The organism is Flavobacterium fryxellicola, from assembly GCF_900143245.1.
Taxonomy (GTDB): domain Bacteria; phylum Bacteroidota; class Bacteroidia; order Flavobacteriales; family Flavobacteriaceae; genus Flavobacterium; species Flavobacterium fryxellicola.
This window is the reverse complement of the sequence record NZ_FRDK01000005.1, coordinates 53,213-73,503: the sequence shown is the minus strand read 5'-3', so window position 1 is coordinate 73,503 and position 20,291 is coordinate 53,213. Positions and strand designations below refer to the sequence as shown.

The following is a 20,291-nucleotide window of genomic DNA, read 5'->3' as shown; positions in this document are numbered from 1 at the left end:
CAATCAAAAAAACATCACTTAAAATAAGACCAATTAAATTGAGTATTCCTATCAATAAAAAAGTATCCCAGTTCATTTCTGAACTTACGACAGCGTTAAATCGTAGAATGAACTTGCATAATTTAGGCTATTTACCCCGATGGATTATCGTCAGCATTGATATGCTGATTTTAATGTTTTGTTTTTTCTCTACTTACATGATATTTAGAGGAATCGGCATGAATTATATTGCAACATCTCATAATATTACTTTCATTAGTTCTTTTTTTGGGCTCAATTTGTTTTTCTTTTGGTTATTCAGAACCTATTCTGGTATCATCCGCCATTCCTCCAATATTGATGCAGTGAAATTGCTCTTCTCGCAACTGTCTGTTTTGGTTTTGTTTCTTCTATTTAATTTTACAAGTCAGATTTTTTACCACCAGAAGCCCTTCCTAAATACCGCTCTCTTTATCAATATTGTACTTTCTTTTTGTGCTTTGTTTTTATACCGTGTCGTGGTGAAACAAACTTTTGAGCTTTACTTCTCGGAAAAGAACAATGCTAAATTGATGCGAACGGTGATTTATGGTACCGACGCCAATGCGATATCAGTTGCTAACGCCCTAAAGTTTGAAACCCCAACGCGATTTAAAATTGTTGGATTCGTGGACAAAAACAATCAAAACGCCTCCAAGAGGATGTTGGATTTGCCAATTTTAGTGCAAAAGAAAAAGTTGCCTGCATTAATGCGTTCCGTTGGTGCGGAAAGTGTAATTATCGCTGACAAGGGACTATCGCGAGAGGAGCAAATTATTATTGTGGATCAATGCTTGGAATACAATTTCAAAGTTTTTACGGTGCCTTTAATTTCGGATTGGGAAAATCAAAAAGAAATTTCCCAGAAAGTTAAGACCATACAAATTGAAGATTTACTAGAGCGAAAACCAATTGTGTTGGACAGTAAAGCGATTTCTAAACAATTGAAGGATAAAGTGATTTTGATTACCGGTGCCGCTGGTTCCATAGGAAGTGAAATCGTTCGTCAAGTCTTGGTTTTTAATCCGAAAAAAATTATTATGCTGGATCAGGCCGAGACACCGCTCCATCATTTGCAATTAGAGACAGAAAGTATCGGTACTACGGCAAAAATACGAACCGTAATTGCAGATATTAGAAATGTAGAGGCGATGGATATGGTATTTAAAAGATACCAACCCCAAGTAGTCTTTCATGCTGCTGCCTACAAGCACGTGCCGCTGATGGAAGAAAATCCGTGTCAAGCCATTTTTACCAACATAAAGGGAACCAAAAATCTCGCCGATTTAGCTTGTTTGTACAATGTGAAAAAATTCGTCATGGTCTCTACAGACAAAGCGGTTAATCCCAGCAATGTTATGGGGGCCAGTAAAAGAATTGCCGAAAAATATGTACAGTCGCTGCAGCTCAGAGATCAAAAAGAGAAGGGAACAGGGGCTACTAAATTCATTACTACCCGTTTTGGGAACGTATTAGGCTCCAATGGTTCGGTTGTCCCTTTGTTTACCAAACAAATTGCCGAGGGTGGGCCACTAACGATTACCCATAAAGACATCATTCGTTATTTTATGACTATTCCTGAGGCTTGTCAGTTAGTGCTGGAAGCTGGAGCAATGGGAAATGGAGGCGAAATATACATTTTTGACATGGGAAAACCGGTCAAAATTATTGACTTGGCTCGAAAGATGATTAAGTTAGCAGGATTTATGCCGGAGAGAGATATTAAGATCGAGATTGTAGGATTGCGACCAGGTGAAAAACTCTATGAAGAATTACTTAATGACACGTCCAAGTCCATTCCTACGCACCATGCTAAAATCATGATTGCTCAAGAAATTCAAGACGAGTTTGAAGCCCTGCATACCGATATCAATGAGTTGATCCGTCTGTCTAATTTGTTTGCTAACGACGCTATAGTTACGCAGATGAAAAAGATCGTGCCAGAGTTCAAAAGTATGAATTCGACCTATGAGCTATTAGATAAATAAATGGACAACACTTTCACTGAAGCAAAGAGAAGTGACAACCCTTTATTTTTTAATCTTTTTATTGCACTGTTGTTTTTTAGATTCTTCAAGAAAGGTTTAATGCTTTTTTTGGAATTAAACATAGTGATTTTTGTTTATATGATTTAAAATGAAAGCGTTTTGTGATCTCTTGTTTTAAGTAGTTGCAGTTTTATTTTAGGGTGCTTTCAATAGAACTTTTAATCAAAATTAGATTCGAGTAAGCTGTATTAGTGAATGTCTAAAAATAATATAATAATAATCCTTATATTTGCGCCCTTTTAAAATATACTATATGAAATACTTTTTCTTATTAAAAAAATCAATCCCATTTTTGTTTTTAGTGTTGTTGGGTTCTTGTGCGTCCAAAAAAGACATGATTTATTACCAAGACATTGATGCTTTGGCAGGGCAAGAAAAATTAAATTCGTATGAAATTAAAATACAGCCGGATGATTTGCTTCAAATTTCAGTTTATGCCGAAGATCCTGAAATTGCAAAGTCTTTTAGTTTGAATGTTTCTAGCGAAACGGTTGCCGGTGCTACTGCGGGTTCTGTTTATTTAGTAGATGCTTATGGATTTATTGATTTTCCTACTTTGGGAAAGCTTAAGGTGAGTGGTTTGTCCAGAACCAATGTACTTGAGATATTAGATGCTAAGATTTCACGATACATCAAAAAACCGATAATTAGTCTTCGAATCACAAATTTTAAAGTGTCCGTTCAAGGAGAGGTTAATGCTCCAGGATCTTATCCTATTGCTTCGGAGCGAATTACATTAATTGAAGCTTTGACTATGGCTAAAGATTTAACGGTGTATGGAAAAAGAAACAATATTTTAATCATTCGAGAAATTGACGGTGTGAAATCCTACAATAGAGTGGACATTACCAAAGCGGGTTTTATGAATACTCCCTTTTATTATTTGGCACAAAATGATGTAGTCTATGTGGAGCCTAACCAAAACAAAATAAACGGATCGGCAGTGGGTCCGAGTACTGGTTTGATATTCTCAGTCATGTCCATCTTGATTGCTTTAACCACATTAATAATTACTTCTTCAAAATAAAACAGTTTCATGGAAAATAATATGATAAATGAAAATTCAGAACAGGATTTTCAAATAAGGGCTGTTGTAGATCAGTACGCATCCTATTGGAGATGGTTTGTATTAGGGGTTTTTGTCAGTTTGTTTGGCGCCTACCTCTATTTGCGATATACCGTTCCACAGTACCGCGCGGCGACGACTATTTTAGTAAAAGATGAAAAGAAAGGCGGATTGTCCTCAGAATTATCTGCTTTTGCTGATATGGGAATTGGTGGTGGAAAAAGCAATCTAGACAATGAAGTGGAAATCTTGAAATCCAGAACTTTGGTGGAGAGTACCGTTCGCAAAATGAATTTGAATATCGCCTTTGTGGTGGAGGGTAAAGTAATCAATACTAATTTGTACAAAAATGCTCCAATTTTAATCAATTATTTAGAACAAAAGCCTGATTTTTACAGTACAAACCGGTCTTATCAATTTTTGGCGCTGTCGGAATCTACTTTTCAGTTTGAAGACCTGTTGGGTCAAGGGAATGTGTTGGAAGGAAATAAAAAAGTTTTTCGCTATGGAGAACCGGTGAAGACGAAATATGGTACGTTAGTGCTAAATAAATCGCTTGTTAATCCAAGGCCTTATAATGAAGATGTAAAGCCGATCAATATTGTAATCAGTCCGCTTGAAAATGTAGCCGCGAGTTACAGAGCGCGTTTGAATGTAGCTCCATTAAGTAAAACCAGTAGTATTGTCGAGCTTTCTCTCGTAGATCCTGTACGGCAAAAAGCGGAAGATTTTTTGGATAATTTAGTTCAAAATTACAATGAGGATGCTGCCGCTGATAAAAATTTTATTTCTGAAAACACCTCTAAGTTTATAGCCAATAGATTAGCCTTGATCACCGACGAATTGGATGGTGTAGAGCAAAATGTTCAGAATTTTAAAAATGCAAATCAGGTAACAGACATCGAAACAGAGGCAGGACTTTTTATTACGGGGTCTAATGAATACGATAAAAAAGGCATAGAGACTGATATACAATTGAATGTTATTTCGTCGATGGTCGATTTTATAAAAAAAAGCAAGCCGTCTGATTTATTGCCTACCAATATTGTAAGCGGGGAAGCCACCGAATTAATAGGATCTTACAATCAGTTGGTTTTAGACCGGAACAGAATCTTGAAATCGGCTACCGATGTTAATCCTACTGTGATTAAACTGAATGAGCAATTGGCGTCCTTAAAGTCAAATGTTGCATCAAGTTTGAGTCGCATGCAATCCAATCTAAGGATTCAAAAAAGAGATCTCAACAATCAGGAAGGACTTTTGAATCAAAAAATAAGTAAAATTCCGGTTCAGGAACGGCAGTTTAGGGTGATAGCCAGACAACAAAAAGTAAAAGAAGAGCTGTACTTGTATTTGTTGCAAAAAAGAGAGGAAACAGCTATTTCTTTAGCAGCAACAGAGTCTAGTGCCAGAGTAGTCGATTCTGCTAAAGGTTCGGATGTTCCTGTTTCTCCCAAAAAAAATATTATTTATTTGGGTGCACTACTGTTGGGTATTTTAGTTCCATTTGGAGTGATTTACTTAATGGATTTGTTAGACACTAAAATAAAGAGCCGCTTGGATTTAGAAGGAAAAACATTAATTCCTTTTATAGGAGATGTGCCGACTTCTGATAGTCCATCAGAAATTATCAAATCAGAAAGCAGAACAAGTTCAGCCGAGGCTTTGCGAATTATTAGAACCAATCTAGAGTTTATGCTCAGCAAGGTTCCAGACGGTCAGGCTAAAACTATTTTTTTAACTTCCACTTTTCCTAAAGAGGGGAAAACTTTTGTCTCTGCTAATCTGGCTGCTACTTTTGCACTTTCAGGGAAAAAGGTTTTGCTGATTGGAATGGACATCAGGAATCCTAGATTAGATGAGTATCTGACTTTGCCGGATCGTGGTGTTACTAATTATTTGTCTTCTAAAAATGTACCATTGGAAGATCTTATTGTGAAATATGATGGGTTCGAAGATTTTCATGTACTGCCTGCTGGTGTAATTCCGCCAAATCCTGCGGAGTTATTGATGAATAAGAAAGTGGATACGCTGTTTGAAACATTAAAAAATCAATACGATTATATTATTGTAGATACCGCTCCGGTTAGTTTAGTCACAGATACGCTCTTGATTGCTAAGCATGCAGATTGTTTTATTTATGTGGCTCGTGCCAATTTCTTAGAGAAGAGAATGCTAAATATTGCCAACACCTTATATAAAGAGCAAAAGTTGCCCAATATGTGTTTGCTGCTTAATGATACCGATTCTACAAAAGGATATGGATATGGGTATGGCTATGGAGTCAAAATTGAAAAAACGCCTTGGTATAAAAAAATATTTAAAATGTAATTTTTCTACCGACTTACTTTCAAAAAGGTTTACAAAGAATTAATTTCTGTGTAAACCTTTTTTTTTTTTTAAAGTGTTTTGTTTTCTATAGTTTTATTAGGGTATAACAGTATTTCAAATAAATGAAATAAGTTATTCCTGCTAAAGTGGAATAACGTCTTTGTAGGTGAGTGGGCCACTTTTGAAAGAGAACGTTTAGCAAACTGTCAAAAAGTAAGCTTGTTTTCGCTATAGATTAATATGACAGTCTGCTTTGAGCACCTACTTCATTTTTTTGCCACTGATTCAAAGGATTTTCATGGATCTCTTCAGTTAATCTAATTCACTTTTTCTGTAATCTGTGTGAATCTGTGAAATCTGTGGTACAAATTGTTTTGGTACTAGTTTCGGGTAGTCCTATACATTAATTGATCGAGCGTTTTTACATAATCTAACAAATGGTACATCTGCGAAACGCAAATAGAATTAAACTATTCTTTTACTAGAGCGCGCTGTATCTTTTAAATTTTTTTTCTTACCGCAAGCTATAGGTTTAAAAATTTATAGGCTGATCGCTTTCCGTTTTGGTCTACTGAATCAAAATTCAGGTTTGAAAATAAATAATAAGCAAGGTGCGGCAACTACTCGTGTTAGCCAAATTTAAAAAATTGATTGTTTGAAATGGCTTCTTGCAATGGCATGATGTCTTTTATTTGTACTTTTTGGTCAAAGGCTGCAATGTGATTGTTGTGATGCACATCGGATCCTACATAGGAGTAAAGGCCTTTTTGAAGCAACTGTTCCGCTATTTTAGTTATACCAGCACCATAATAGCCTACGATGGACAACAGATTCAGTTGAAACAAGCAACCAGCTCTTTTTAATTTGACGTATTCATTAAAGTTATTATGGAAAAATAGGTAGCGCTCCGGATGGGCTAATACTGGAATGTAGCCTGCCACCTGTAAGTCAAAAAGGATGTCGTATAATTGAATAGGTGCGTTGATATACGACATTTCGACCAGTACATAATTATCTTTCAAGGTCAGTAAATCCTTGGATTGAAACAGCCGTACAAACTGATCGTCCATCAAATACTCGGCGGCAGCTTTAAAGGGGATGGAAATATGGTGGTGCTGTAATTCAAGAACTGTCGCTACTTTATTGGATAGGATTTGTTCATGAGTATTGTCCCAAACATGCTGGATGATATGAGGAGTGGTTATCAATTGCGAAACACCAAAACCTTGAAGCGCGGCAGTAAGGCGAAGCGTATCTTCAAAGTTTTTTGCTCCATCGTCTATGCCAGGCAGCAAATGAGAGTGAATGTCGATATGATCGTCTGGGATTAGGTCCTTCAGTACGGGTTTTGATTTGAAAAGTGAAAACATGCTGCAAAGGTAGAAAAAAGGAAACAGTTTTTAGGTCTAGATATGCAGTATTCCTAAAGAAAATTGGGTTTTAATTGGTCTGTATTCTAGAGTGTAAGGAGCCAATTTGTGATGTTTTGGAGCATAAATTTTCTTTTAAAACGTAAAAAAAATCTTTTTAGTATGTAATTTTTTATAAGAAATTTGCTATTTTATGTTTTTTCTGCCAATTTATGGGTTTTAAACGTGGAAAAGCCTTTGTTTAGGTAAGTAGTTCATTTTACGGGCTTAAACGCACACAGGTCGGTCTTTGGAAAGGGAAGGGTAAGGCTAGTCAAATCACTAGTAGGATGGTATTGTTTTATGGGAAAAATGATTTTTTCTCGCCCTGTTTTAGGGGGTTTGTGGTATAAAAAAGAGAATGCACTTTGTCGCTCTATCGGCGACTAAAAATTCTGTTTGCCGCAAATCTTATGTTCTTTTTCGCGAACTGTCATTCCTGTTATAGTGCAGCTTTATGCGTGTTTCTTCTAAATTTTGAGTTAAAAAGACAGTAGCTTAACATTATGTTAATTTAGCATAAAAACATACTTAAAGGTAAATATCTGCGAATAATGTGGTTTAACTATTAATACGATGCATGTAAATGTTTTTTTTGATCGGTTAAGTTGTAAAAAAATAAATTGTGTTAATTCTAGTATATATTTGTTTCTTTAAGAAATTATTATGATTTTTGTGAAATAACTAATTCAAAACAAATTTAATATGAGATCAAAATTCAAATGGATTTTTTCATTGCTATTGGCCCTGTCAATGCAATTTGCGTTTGCACAAGAGAGAACTATTACCGGTGTCGTTTCTGACGCTTCTGGTCCTGTTCCTGGTGTAAATGTTTTAATTAAAGGTACTAAAGTAGGAGTACAAACCAATTTCGATGGTGCTTATTCAATAAAAGCGAAAACGGGAGATGTTTTGGTTTTCTCTTTCGTAGGGATGAGTCAATCGTCAAAAACAGTGGGTGCTGCAAGTACTATCAACGTATCGATGCAAGATGATGCTAAGGTTTTAGCTGAGGTAGTTGTTCAAGGGTATAGAACAGTAACTAAAAAGTCAGCTGTTGTTTCAGATGCGACTGTTTCTAGTAAAACAATCGAAAACAGACCTAATGCAAATGCGATTAATACACTTCAAGGTCAATTAGCGGGGGTTAATATTACTGCTAGCACAGGTCAGCCAGGTGCTAAATCATCGGTTGTTATTAGAGGGGTAGGAACTATTACAGGAAATTCAGATCCATTATATGTGATTGATGGTTTTCCTTCTAACAGTGACAACTTCCGTTCTATTAACCCTAATGACATTGAGTCTACATCTGTACTGAAAGATGCTGCAGCAATTGCTGAGTATGGTAACAGAGGGTCAAATGGTGTTATTGTTATCAAAACTAAAAGAGGTAAGTTTGGAGAGGCTAAAACTACTTTTAGAGTAAGCTCTCAGTTTGGTGTTGGTGAATTGCAAAAACCAAAGTACAGTTATGCTAGTTCGAAACAATTATTGCAAATTGAGAAAAATTTTGGTAGTGGTTTAGGAGCTACGTTAACGGATGCTCAAATCGCAGCCTATGATATTGATACGAACTGGGTTGATTATTTCTTTAATCAATCAAATACAACATCACATAACATATCCGTTGAAAATAGTGGTCAAAACATGACTTCTTACACGTCATTGGGTTATTTTGAGCAACAAGGTATTTTAGCAACAACTGGTTTGAAAAGATTTACATTAAGAAATAACATTAATGGTAGATCTGTAAACGAGAAGTTTAAATATCAAGTTAATACATCGTTTGGTTTTAGTAAAAACAATGAAGCGACTAGTTTAGGTGACGGTGCTATTAATAGAAACTATGTCTTAGGTGCTTTTATTTCAGCTCCTTATGTTTCGCCTAGTATTTACACTGGTCCTCAGTCAGCATTGGATTACTATAATAGTACTCCAGGGTTATTGGCTACGCCGATTATGTTGGTTGATAAACTTCAACAGTACAAAAATCAAACAGATGAAGTACGTATTGATGTTGCTACAGATTTCTCGTATGATATCACAAAAGATTTGACAATACGCAGTAGACTGAACGGTCAATTATTAGATACTAGATTTTTTCAATCGGAGTTTCCAAACTCATTTAATGCATTGTTGTTTCAAGCTGCAGGACAGACCTTTACTGGTTTTGAGGATATTAACTCAAGAAGAGAGTGGTATTTCAATAATTTATGGCAAGTTAATTATGGTAAGACTCTAGGAGATCATACCTTCAATGTGAATGCTAACATGGAGTACAATCACTCTCGTTTGTATACTAATAATTTTAGACAAAGAGGTTTGATTGCTGGCGTTTTTGTTCCTAATACAGGGGCTGGATATGCTGCGGACACTGGAACTAATGATTTTTATGTACCTGGAATTTCAGCACGTAACGTGAGAAATGATTTGATTTCCTATTTTGGTTCATTTGATTATGACTTTAAAGGTAAGTATGGCATCGTGGGTTCTGTAAGAAGAGATGGTTCTTCAAGATTTATTGAGTCAAAACAATGGGCTACTTACTATTCTGTAGGGGGTAGATGGAATATCGATGAAGAGGCTTTTATGGATAATCTTACTTTTGTAGATGTTTTAAAATTAAGAGGATCGTATGGTACTGTAGGTAATCAAAGAGTAGTTGGAGGCGATGTTTTCGCTGGTATTCAACCACCTCGTTTTACTGATATCTATAGTATAGCAAACAATGCCTACAATGGTGGAACTGGGTATGGAATTAACTTTGGTTATCCTGAATTGCAGTGGGAGATTACTACACAGTGGAATGCTGGTTTAGATTTTGAATTTTTTAGAGGAAGACTTAGGGGATCTTTTGATTATTACAATAGAGCAACTTCACGATTGTTTCTAGATAATCCAGTTTCATCTACTTCAGGTGCTGCAACTTTGACTCAAAATTCTGATGTAACAGTAACAAATAAAGGGTTAGAGTTAAATTTAGGGTATGATTTAATCAAAAATCAAGAAAAAGATATCACTTTAACAGTTAGAGTTAATGGTTCTCGTAACAATAACGTTGTTAGTAACATTTTGGGTAACGGAAGAATATTTGCAGGTGCAGGCCTTTATGTAAGTGAGAACGGCGGTAGTATCAACGAACCATTTGTTTTTCATTATTTAGGCGTTAATCCAGTGAATGGAAAATTGTTATTTGAGGATGCCGCAGGGAATCCAACTGAAAATCCTGTTCAAGCAGATAAAAGAAGAGCAGGTGTAAACAATTTGCCGAAGTATCAAGGTGGTTTTGGATTTGATTTTAGTGTAAAAGGCTTTTTCGTATCTACTTTGTTTACGTATGCATATGACGTAGCTAGATTTGATTCTGATTTAAGCAATTTGTATTCTGTGGGTAATATTGGACAGTTTACTGTTACTGATGACTTATTAAATGCATGGACTTCAACTAATACTAATACAAATGTTCCTGCATTAAATGCTGGTAACTTAGGTTTAGGTGATACTTCTGATCGTTTCCTTAAAGATGCTTCTTACATTCGTATGAGAAACGTTCAAGTGGGTTACAATGTGCCACAAAAGTTTTTGAAAAATACTTTTTTGACTGCGATGTCTTTTTCTCTACAAGGAGAAAATTTATTAACTTTTACTAAGTGGAATGGATTTGATGTTGAAAGTAGTAGAACTCTTGACGTATATCAGTACCCAACACCTAGGTTGTATACTTTTGGCGTAGATGTTAAATTTTAATTAAAGAAAATTATGAAGAAAATATTTGGAATATTAATTGTTTCGTTTGTACTTTTTGTTTCGTGTACAAATGATTTGTTGGAGCCTTTTACTCCTGGTTCTCTTACAGAGGATGTCGCTTTAACCAAAAGTAGTGATTTAGTCAATCTTGTAAATTCATCTATGAATATATTGACTAATAGAGCGGATTATGTTTTTAGCTCTATTTTTACTGATGAAGCTGCGCCTGGATTCAATAATGGTGGTCAGGGAATTACTGAAGATTATGTTTTTTTAATGAATGTTGATAATGAATCTGCTCGTATAATTTGGCAATCACAATATTTTGCTCTTGCTAGAATAAACCGTGTTGTTACTTTTGCTGATAAAGTTGTTGCTAAAACTCCTGCAGATCAGCAGATAATTAACAGATCAAAAGCAGAGGCCCTGGTTTTGAGAGCATTGGCTCACCTAAAGATCATGTCTTACTTTTCTCCTAACCCTAAAGACGATGCTGCATTAGCAGGAGTTTTAGCGGATAGAGTTATTCTTACAACAGAAAAACCATTGAGAGTTTCAAATGGAGTGTTTTATACAGCAATTCACAAGGATTTGAACGATGCTATAGCTATTTATGATGCTAATACGGCGCCAGCTTATGCAGGTATATCGAAGACGTATTATCCTTCTAAAGTACTAGCTCAAGCACTTAAGGCTCGTGCTTACGCGCTAAAAGGGGATTATCCTAATGCTGAAACTTTTGCTAATACTGTAATTAATACATCAGGAATTACATTAGCGAATACGCAAGCGCAGTACAATGCTGTTTTTCATACGCATAGTGAAAGTGCTAATACTGAAGTTATTTTTAGATTGAGAAGAACGGTTCAACAAAACGTTCAAACCACTAACTTAAATAACGGTTGGGTTTCTGTTGCAAATAGAAGAAATGGTTCTCCATTTTATGAGGTAAGTAGAGCTTTGTATAACAAACTTGCTGCAGTGCCAAATGACTTTAGACTTAACACTATTGTACATTTGACTGGTACTAGTCCATCCTTAATTGATCCAAACTATGCTACTGCAACGGATGTTAGAAACTCTGATATTATTGTTTTGCAAAAACATGGTGGTCAATCTGCTGTTACAGCAGCGAATGGATTTAATCCTGATTTTATGGTCTCTAGACTTTCTGAAATGTATTTTATCAGAGCTGAAGCGAGAGCTGCAGCTAGCGATTTAGTTGGTGTTGGTACAAATTTGAAAGCAATATTAGACGCTCGTTTTCCAACACCTCAAGTTCTTCCTGTGTTTGCTAATCCACAAGCAGCTTGGAAGGGAATCTTGGACGAAAGAAGAAAAGAATTGGCATTTGAAGGTTTTAGATTTATTGATTTAAAACGTATTGGTACATTGGCGGGTGCAACTTTAGACAGAGATGCTGCAGAGTATGCCTCAGGTTCATGGAGTTTCCCTGCTGCTAACCCAACTAACTTGCCTTTAAGTAGTTTCAAGTTTGCTTTGCCAATTCCGCAAGTGGAAGTTAATGGTAACGCTCTTATTCAACAAAATACAGGTTACTAATTTTAAGGACAAGTCCTAAGAGACAGTGCTGATTATTTAATCAGAATATTTTTAAAAGGTTGCAAGATTTATTTCTTGCAACTTTTTTTTTGCTTTAGGTCTAAATTTAGAGCAGTTAGCGTAATCTATAGCAATATCAAAATTGAAAATAGGGATACTTAGTATTGGTTGTGCTAATCAGCAGAACTTAATAAGTGGCTTTTCCGGCATACTTTTAAATAGTGAGTTGGATTATTGTTAAGTTTAAATTTTTATTTAGTTATTTAACTACCTTTGTTTTTTATATTTTTATGTTGGTATGAAATCCAAATTAATACCTGCAGTATAACGTAATTCTATTTTTTGCTCCCAAATTAATTCCTGTATTCTTTATTTATGAAAAAAGCGGTATTATTATTTTTATTAGTAACAAACGTATGTATTGCTCAAGATGTAAGTCAGCAAAAGCGAATTAAAGATACAACAGCAGTTAAAATTGCCACCATTGATTTGTATAAGGTGATTACAATTGAAAATGACACGACCTATATCGATACGTCACTTACGATTCAAAAAGAGTACAGTCATAATTATTTGCGAAAAGATATTTTTGGATTGTTGCCGTTTGCTAATGACGGTCAAACTTATAATACGTTGCAATACAGCTTAACGGATTTTTCTCCGTATCCTGAATTTGGCTTTAAAGCAAAACATTTTAATTTTTTAGAAGCCAACCAAATTAGGTATTACGCTGTGGCTACGCCCGTAACCGAATTGTATTTTAAAACCACAATCAAAAAAGGACAGTCGGTTGATGCTTTTATTACCCTAAATACTTCTGAAAATCTAAATTTTTCAATAGCTTATAAAGGATTGCGATCTGAAGGTGAGTATCTCAACCAATTGTCTAGTACTGGAAACTTTAGATTTACGACCAGCTACAATACGAAGAACAGGCGCTATTTTGCGAAAGCGCATTATACCTTTCAAGACATTCTCAATGAAGAAAATGGCGGAATTACTACCATCGAGAATTTTGAAAGTGAAGACTCGAACTACAATAACCGGCAGCGATTTGAAGTGTATTTTAATGATGCTAAATCATTTTTAAAAGGCAAGCGTGTTTTTTTAGATCATAATTTTAGAGTCAATCCGAGTAAGGGTGCAAATAACCTCTATGTGACGCACCAATTTAATTACGAAAATAAGTTCTTCGAATACAATCAAGCCACCTTACTATCTACGGTGGGTTCCGAGCAGGTGAATCGTTTTGGTGGTTCCTTCCTAGATAGTGGTATTAATGATCAAACGCGTTATAATAAAATGTACAATAGAGTAGGATTGATTTATGAGAATACTACTTTGGGGAATTTTCAATTTTTCGTTGATGATTTTAGGTCTAATTATTACTACAATCGGATTCTGGTATTTGACAATCAAAATACGATTCCCAGCGCATTCAGTCAACAAATCAACAGCGCTGGTGGACAATATGAATACCGACGCAATAAGTGGAAGGGTAAATTTTTATATTCCAGATCGGTAACGGCACAGTCACTGTCCAATTTGGATGCGAAGTTGGAATATGATGTAAATGACGAAATTCAGCTCGTCTTTCAATATCAGAATATAAACAAATTACCCAACAATAATTATAATTTGCATCAAAGTAGTTATGTACAATACAATTGGTCCAAAGAGTTCAAGAATGAAAAAATTAATACCATAAAAGCCAATGCAATTTCGCCTTGGATAAATGCAGAACTGCAATTTTCAGTTTTGAATGATCATTTGTATTTTACAGATGCATCGAGTGCCCAGCAGAAAGCAGAAAAAACGCAAATAGTAGCACCTGCACAATACGATGGAACGATCAATTATTTGTCGGTTAAAATCAGCAGAGAAGTAAAATTCGGAAACTTTGCTTTGGATAATACTATTCTCTATCAAAAAGCAGAACAACAGGACGCCATATTAAATGTGCCGGAAATTGTAACGCGCAATACGTTTTACTACTCTGATTTTATATTTAAAAAAGCATTGTTCCTGCAGACAGGTATTTCGTTAAATTATTTTTCTAGTTATTATGCGAACGAATACAATCCTGTTATAGGGGAGTTTTTTGTTCAAAAGGACAAACAAATTGGTAACCATCCCAATCTTGATTTTTTTATAAACGCAAAAATCCAAAGAACAAGAATCTATTTTAAAGTTGAACATTTTAATTCGGCGCTAACCGGAAATAATTTTTACGCTTCACCCAACAATCCATCTAGAGATTTTACCATTCGTTTTGGGTTGATTTGGAATTTCTTTAATTAAGAAAGTAGTAAAGGAATATGTTCTAGAAGTTTCACTCTCAAGTGTTTTTAGAAGGGGTGTAAAGTCTGGTTGCACTTAGTAAAGCGAACAAGAAAAGGAGGTACCTTTAAATGAAATTGATTCCATTACTATGTAATAAAAGAGTAGCGAAGGAATCTTTTATCCTTAGTTCCACAACGAAGATTATTTTGTAACAAAATACTATCTTTGCAGCATTAATTACAACAAATTACAATCTTAAATTACGATACAATGCGTTACGCAGAAAATATATTAGGTACAATAGGCAACACGCCATTAGTTAAATTAAATAAAGTAACCGCTGAAGTGGCTGCTTTGGTGCTTGCAAAAGTGGAAACATTCAATCCAGGGAATTCTGTCAAAGACAGAATGGCTGTAAAAATGATTGCCGATGCGGAAGCTGATGGGAGATTAAAACCTGGCGGAACCATCATTGAAGGAACTTCAGGAAATACAGGAATGGGATTGGCATTAGTAGCTATCATTAAGGGATACAAGCTGATTTGTGTGATATCAGACAAACAGTCTAAAGAAAAAATGGACATTCTTCGCGCCGTAGGAGCAAAAGTAGTAGTGTGTCCTACAGATGTGGAACCTACGGATCCAAGATCGTATTATTCAGTTTCGAAAAGATTGGCTGAAGAGACGCCTAATTCGTGGTATGTTAATCAATACGATAATCCATCCAACGCTATAGCGCATTACGAGCAGACAGGTCCGGAGATTTGGGAGCAAACGGAAGGTAAAATTACACACTTTGTTGTAGGTGTAGGAACTGGTGGAACTATTTCGGGAGTAGCAAAATACCTGAAAGAGCGAAATCCAAATATTAAAATATGGGGAATTGATACTTATGGTTCTGTGTTTAAAAAATACCACGAAACTGGGATATTTGACGAAAACGAAATCTATTCTTATATAACGGAGGGAATTGGCGAAGACATTCTTCCCAAAAATGTGGATTTCTCTTTAATAGATGGGTTTACAAAAGTAACGGACAAAGATGCCGCAGTATATACCCGTAAAATTGCTTTGGAAGAAGGAATTTTTGTAGGTAATTCAGCAGGTGCAGCGGTAAAAGGACTGTTGCAGCTCAAAGAACATTTCAAACCTGAAGATGTAGTTGTGGTTCTTTTCCATGATTCAGGAAGTCGTTATGTAGGTAAAATGTTCAATGACGATTGGATGCGCGAACGTGGTTTTCTAGAGGAGGAAATTACAAAAGCAGAAGATGTCATCAAGGACCATATCGATAAACCATTAATTGTTGTGCGTACAGAAGAATTAGTCTCACATGCTATTGAACGCATGCGTAAATATAAAATTTCACAAATTCCGGTCATCGATAGCAATGGATTTGTTGGCTCTGTGGACGAAAGTGATTTGTTTCAAAGTTATGTTGCGGATAAAGATGTGGCCGATAAACCTATTAAAGAAATTATGGGAAGACCTTTTCCAATTGTTAAACAAGGAACCCCAATAGAAGAGGTTTCTAAATTGTTTACCAAAGAAAATGACGCAGTTTTAATAGAATTGCAAAATGGTAATCACCATATTATTACCAAATATGATATTATTGGTTCGATAAAGTAATTTTTTTTTTTGCCATAAATTAGACCAATCAGCACAAATTGATTTTGTGTTAGTTCTTCTAATTTGTGGCTTTTTTTTAAATTATAATGAAACCAATATTTAAATTATAGCCCAAAACCGATACCAGATAACGCATACCAGATAACGCATACCAGATAACTCATAACAGATAACCGATAACGCATAACCGATAACAGATAACTCATAACAGATAACCGATAACCCAAAACCTAAAACCTCGAAAATGACATTCACCGCTATAGATTTTGAAACTGCTACCGCTTATCATCCGTGTTCCGTGGGAATTGTTACTGTAGAAAACGGAATAATTGTAGATGAGTTTGTAACCTTAATCAAACCACCAAACAACTTGTATTCTCACTTTACAATACAAGTCCATGGGATTTATCCTCGCGATACACTTCATGCAAAGTCATTTATACAAGTTTTTCCAGAAATTAAAAAGCGGCTGCAAAACAGAGTGGTAGTGGCTCACAATGAAAGTTTTGACCGAAACGTTTTAGCAAAATCGATGATGCTTTATGGCTTGGAGTATGCTGATTTAAACCTTGCAGCCCGATGGGAATGCACCGTAAAAATCTATAAAAGCAAAGGATTAAAACCAACCAAATTGAGTGATTGTTGCCGCCAAATGAACATCGTTTTGAATCATCACGAAGCTTTGTCAGATGCTAGGGCTTGCGCCAAATTGTATCTGCTGCGATAAATTTATTTAGATTTCAATTGATTGTTGTTTAAAGTAAGACTTCTTGTATTATTTACTATCTTAGTTCTCCTTTAATGATGAAATGTGAAATCCTCGATTTCGTCTTTCGCTCTTTTCAATGGAGCGGGTTTGGGTTGAGGATTTTCTAAAATCTAAAAAATGAAAGAAGATTTTCTCCATTACCTTTGGAAATTCAAAAAGTTTGATGCTTTGAATTTGAGAACTTTCAATGATGAAGAAATCACAATTATCAATGTCGGTCAGTATCTTGAATTGGCAGGTCCTGATTTTTTCAATGCTCAAATTACCATTGGAAATCAAAAATGGGCGGGAAACGTCGAAATTCATCTCAAATCTTCAGACTGGTATGTGCATCATCATGAAATGGATTCAGCGTATGAAAATGTAATTCTTCATGTGGTTTGGGAACACGATACCGAGATTTTTAGGAACAACAATACTGAAATTCCCGTGCTGGAACTTAAAAAATATGTTGATCCAGCCACCATCCAAAACTATCAATCGTTACTGGCTCCTAAATCATGGATTTTCTGTGAAAAGCAAATTAAAGAGGTCGATGAGTTTGTGTTCAAAAATTGGCAGGAGCGGCTATTTTTTGAGCGTTTAGAAAGAAAATCTAAGCCTATTTTTGATTTGTTAGAGCAAACCAGTCAAGATTGGGAAGCTGTTTTGTTTAGTCTTTTGGCTAAGAATTTTGGTTTGAATACGAACGGGGACGCTTTCTTTAAAATGGCCCAAACTATTCCTTTTTCTATAATCCGAAAAGAATGTTTTGAAGTTGAGAATCTAGAAGCATTATTTTTTGGAATGGCTGGATTATTGGATTCTGAAAAAGAGGATACTTATTACAAAGATTTAAAATTCAGATATTTTTATTTGTTGCATAAATATCAAATGGAGCATCTAATCGCAGAGCAGGTTCAGTTTTTTAAGCATCGACCGGATAATTTCCCAACGATTCGTTTGTCTCAGTTGGCTAATTTATATCACACACACCAAAATTTATTTTCTAAAATAAGTACTTTGAATTCCTTGAAAAATAATGTTGAAGTTTTTCAAATTGGGGTGTCTCCTTATTGGGAAAATCATTATCAGTTTGACAAAGAAAGTCCCATTAAAAAGAAAATGCTTTCTAAATCTTTCGTCGATTTGTTGTTGGTGAATACAATAATTCCGCTGCAGTTTGCTTTTGCCAAAAGTCAGGGAAAAGAAATTACGGAAGATTTGATACATTTATTAAACGGCTTGAATCCTGAGAAAAACGCTATCATTGATAAGTTTACTTCGTTTGGTATCGTTTCAAAAAATGCTTTTGACACACAATCGTTGCTGCAACTCAAAAAGGAGTATTGTAATAAAAGCAGATGCTTAGAATGTGCTTTGGGATTGGAATTAGTCAAAAGTAAGGTGTAAAGGTCTCCATTGGAAATTGCAATGATTAATACCTAAACCGATTGTTAAATTTTGTAATTTTGTTGCCAACATACAATTCAAGAAAATGTCAGCAATTATTAAGCTCAAGTTCTTTTTTGAAAAGCATGGCTTTCATGTTTCCTCCCGTTTAGCAGATACATTAGGAATGCGTGCCAGTAGTGTGCGGCTTTTTTTTATTTATTTATCATTCGTAACTGCAGGATTGTGGTTTGCGGTTTATCTAACCTTGGCTTTTTGGATTCGGTTAAAGGATTTAATCCGCGCTAAACGCACGTCAGTTTTTGATTTATAATAAGGTATAAAAATATAAAGGGGATTATAAAGTACTTGCACTTTATAATCCCCTTTTTTATTTTTGTGGTAAATCTATTTATCAGGATTGTTTAATTTACTGTTTTTCTTTCCGTAAACAAAGTACAGTGCAACACCGAGTGCCATCCATATAATCAATCGAATCCAACTTTCATACGGTAGCGAGTACATTAAGTAACTACAAACTAAAACTCCAGCAATAGGAACGTAAGGAACGAATGGAGTTTTAAAAGATCGTGGCGCATCCGGCATTTTTTTACGCATCACTAATACGCCGATACAAACTAATACAAAGGCTAACAAGGTTCCAATACTAACCATGTGACCCAAATCACTTACCGGTACAAAACCTGCAAAAAGGCTTACAAATACCATGAAGAAAAGATTTGTTTTCCAAGGAGTTCTGAATTTTGCATGAATATCGCTGAAGAAAGCAGGGAGTAATCCATCTTTACTCATCGTATAGAAAACGCGACTTTGTCCCATTAGCATTACTAACATTACAGAGGTATATCCTGCCAAAATGGCGACAATTAATCCCGTTTGAAGGAACGTATAGCCTGTTACTGCAAACGCTGTTGCAGCCGGTTTTGCATCGCCTGCAAAATCATAATACGGTACAAGACCCGTCATAACATGAGCAAATAATACATATAATATAGTACAAATTACCAAGGATCCTAAAATACCAATAGGCATTCCTTTTTGAGGGTTTTTTGCTTCTTGTGCAGCAGTTGAAACAGCATCAAAACCAATGAAGGCAAAGAAAACAGTTCCGGCTCCAGCAGCTATTCCTGACCAACCAAACTGGCCTTTAACACCAATGTTTTCTGGAATATATGGGGAATAATTTGCAGGATCGATGTAGTCCCATCCTAAAACAATGAACATAATTACAACAATAACCTTTACTACTACTAAAATATTATTGATGGAGGCAGATTCTTTTGTACCTCTGATTAATAATAATGACAGTGCAGAAACGATTAAAATAGCAGGAAGGTTAATATAACCTCCTTCGATAACGGTACCGTCACCTAATGTTAAGGTTTCCCAGGGAGAACATATAAATTTCGGATTCAAATGAATGCCGTACTTATTTAATAATTCCAGTAAATATCGTGACCAACTAACTCCAACGGTAGCGGCACCTAATGCGTATTCAAGAACTAAATCCCAACCTATAATCCAAGCCATAAATTCTCCCATGGTGGCGTAGGAATAAGTATAAGCACTACCTGCAACAGGTATCATGGACGCAAATTCAGCATAGCAAAGTCCTGCAAAGGCACATCCTACTGCAGCTAAGATAAAGGAAAGGGTAACTGCTGGACCTGCGTGTTCCGCAGCAGCAATACCAGTTAATGAGAATAATCCAGCTCCAATAATAGCTCCAACTCCAAGTGCTACTAATGAACGTGATGACAAAGTCCTTTTTAATCCTTTTTCGGATTCAGATGCTTCATTAAGCAAGACCGAAAGGGGTTTAGTTTTCCAAATTGACATGGGTTATATGGTTTTGTTTGTTATTAAGCTCCAAATGTATTCTTTTTTACAAAAAATAAAAAACAATAATTTAGTTTTAAGTTATAAAATACAATATAATGTGCAGTATCGGAATCAAATCTTTTGAAAACCCAATATAATAGGCGCTGTCAATGTGTTATTTTTTGCAAATATATTTTTCTTCAACATGT

General features: G+C 35.4%; 12 protein-coding genes. 10 read left to right on the top strand and 2 right to left on the bottom strand.

The annotated features are described in order from the left end of the window. The first annotated feature begins 107 nt into the window (after nucleotides 1-107). From BUA03_RS09250 to BUA03_RS09240, 3 genes are all read left to right on the top strand, one after another. Complete coding sequence (locus BUA03_RS09250) at nucleotides 108-2,006, top strand: polysaccharide biosynthesis protein (RefSeq protein WP_082854358.1); 1,899 nt, start codon at nucleotides 108-110, stop codon at nucleotides 2,004-2,006. Nucleotides 2,007-2,319: 313 nt separating this feature from the next. Next, nucleotides 2,320-3,093, top strand: coding sequence for a polysaccharide biosynthesis/export family protein (locus tag BUA03_RS09245; RefSeq protein ID WP_066082322.1), 774 nt, complete (start codon nucleotides 2,320-2,322; stop codon nucleotides 3,091-3,093). Nucleotides 3,094-3,102: 9 nt separating this feature from the next. Then, complete coding sequence (locus BUA03_RS09240) at nucleotides 3,103-5,463, top strand: GumC family protein (RefSeq protein WP_066082321.1); 2,361 nt, start codon at nucleotides 3,103-3,105, stop codon at nucleotides 5,461-5,463. Nucleotides 5,464-6,092: 629 nt separating this feature from the next. On the opposite strand, the gene BUA03_RS09235 is transcribed toward BUA03_RS09240, so the two are convergent. Further along, a complete protein-coding gene (locus BUA03_RS09235; protein ID WP_066082319.1) occupies nucleotides 6,093-6,833 on the bottom strand; it encodes a tyrosine-protein phosphatase in 741 nt (246 codons plus the stop codon). Nucleotides 6,834-7,577: 744 nt separating this feature from the next. Here BUA03_RS09235 and BUA03_RS09230 point away from each other — a divergent pair. The 7 genes from BUA03_RS09230 to BUA03_RS09200 all read left to right on the top strand — a co-directional run bounded on the left by BUA03_RS09230 (nucleotide 7,578) and on the right by BUA03_RS09200 (nucleotide 18,574). Next, entirely contained in the window at nucleotides 7,578-10,622 is a 3,045-nt protein-coding gene (locus BUA03_RS09230; RefSeq protein WP_066082317.1) for a SusC/RagA family TonB-linked outer membrane protein, read from the top strand. A gap of 12 nt (nucleotides 10,623-10,634) precedes the next feature. Beyond that, nucleotides 10,635-12,185, top strand: coding sequence for a RagB/SusD family nutrient uptake outer membrane protein (locus BUA03_RS09225; RefSeq protein ID WP_066082315.1), 1,551 nt, complete (start codon nucleotides 10,635-10,637; stop codon nucleotides 12,183-12,185). Between the two features lie 375 nt (nucleotides 12,186-12,560). Then, nucleotides 12,561-14,486 (top strand): putative porin, encoded by a 1,926-nt coding sequence (locus BUA03_RS09220; RefSeq protein ID WP_066082314.1) that lies wholly within the window; start codon nucleotides 12,561-12,563, stop codon nucleotides 14,484-14,486. Nucleotides 14,487-14,738: 252 nt separating this feature from the next. Further along, nucleotides 14,739-16,100, top strand: a complete 1,362-nt coding sequence (locus BUA03_RS09215) for a pyridoxal-phosphate dependent enzyme (RefSeq protein ID WP_066082312.1) — start codon at nucleotides 14,739-14,741, stop codon at nucleotides 16,098-16,100. Nucleotides 16,101-16,344: 244 nt separating this feature from the next. Continuing rightward, nucleotides 16,345-16,827, top strand: coding sequence for a 3'-5' exonuclease (locus BUA03_RS09210; protein WP_066082310.1), 483 nt, complete (start codon nucleotides 16,345-16,347; stop codon nucleotides 16,825-16,827). Nucleotides 16,828-16,986: 159 nt separating this feature from the next. After that, nucleotides 16,987-18,261, top strand: a complete 1,275-nt coding sequence (locus tag BUA03_RS09205) for a DUF2851 family protein (protein WP_066082308.1) — start codon at nucleotides 16,987-16,989, stop codon at nucleotides 18,259-18,261. An 85-nt stretch (nucleotides 18,262-18,346) separates the two neighbouring features. Beyond that, nucleotides 18,347-18,574, top strand: a complete 228-nt coding sequence (locus BUA03_RS09200; protein ID WP_066082307.1) for a PspC family transcriptional regulator — start codon at nucleotides 18,347-18,349, stop codon at nucleotides 18,572-18,574. A 74-nt stretch (nucleotides 18,575-18,648) separates the two neighbouring features. Here BUA03_RS09200 and BUA03_RS09195 read toward each other — a convergent pair whose 3' ends face one another. Further along, a complete protein-coding gene (locus tag BUA03_RS09195) occupies nucleotides 18,649-20,100 on the bottom strand; it encodes an amino acid permease (RefSeq protein WP_066082305.1) in 1,452 nt (483 codons plus the stop codon). Nucleotides 20,101-20,291 lie beyond the last annotated feature (191 nt).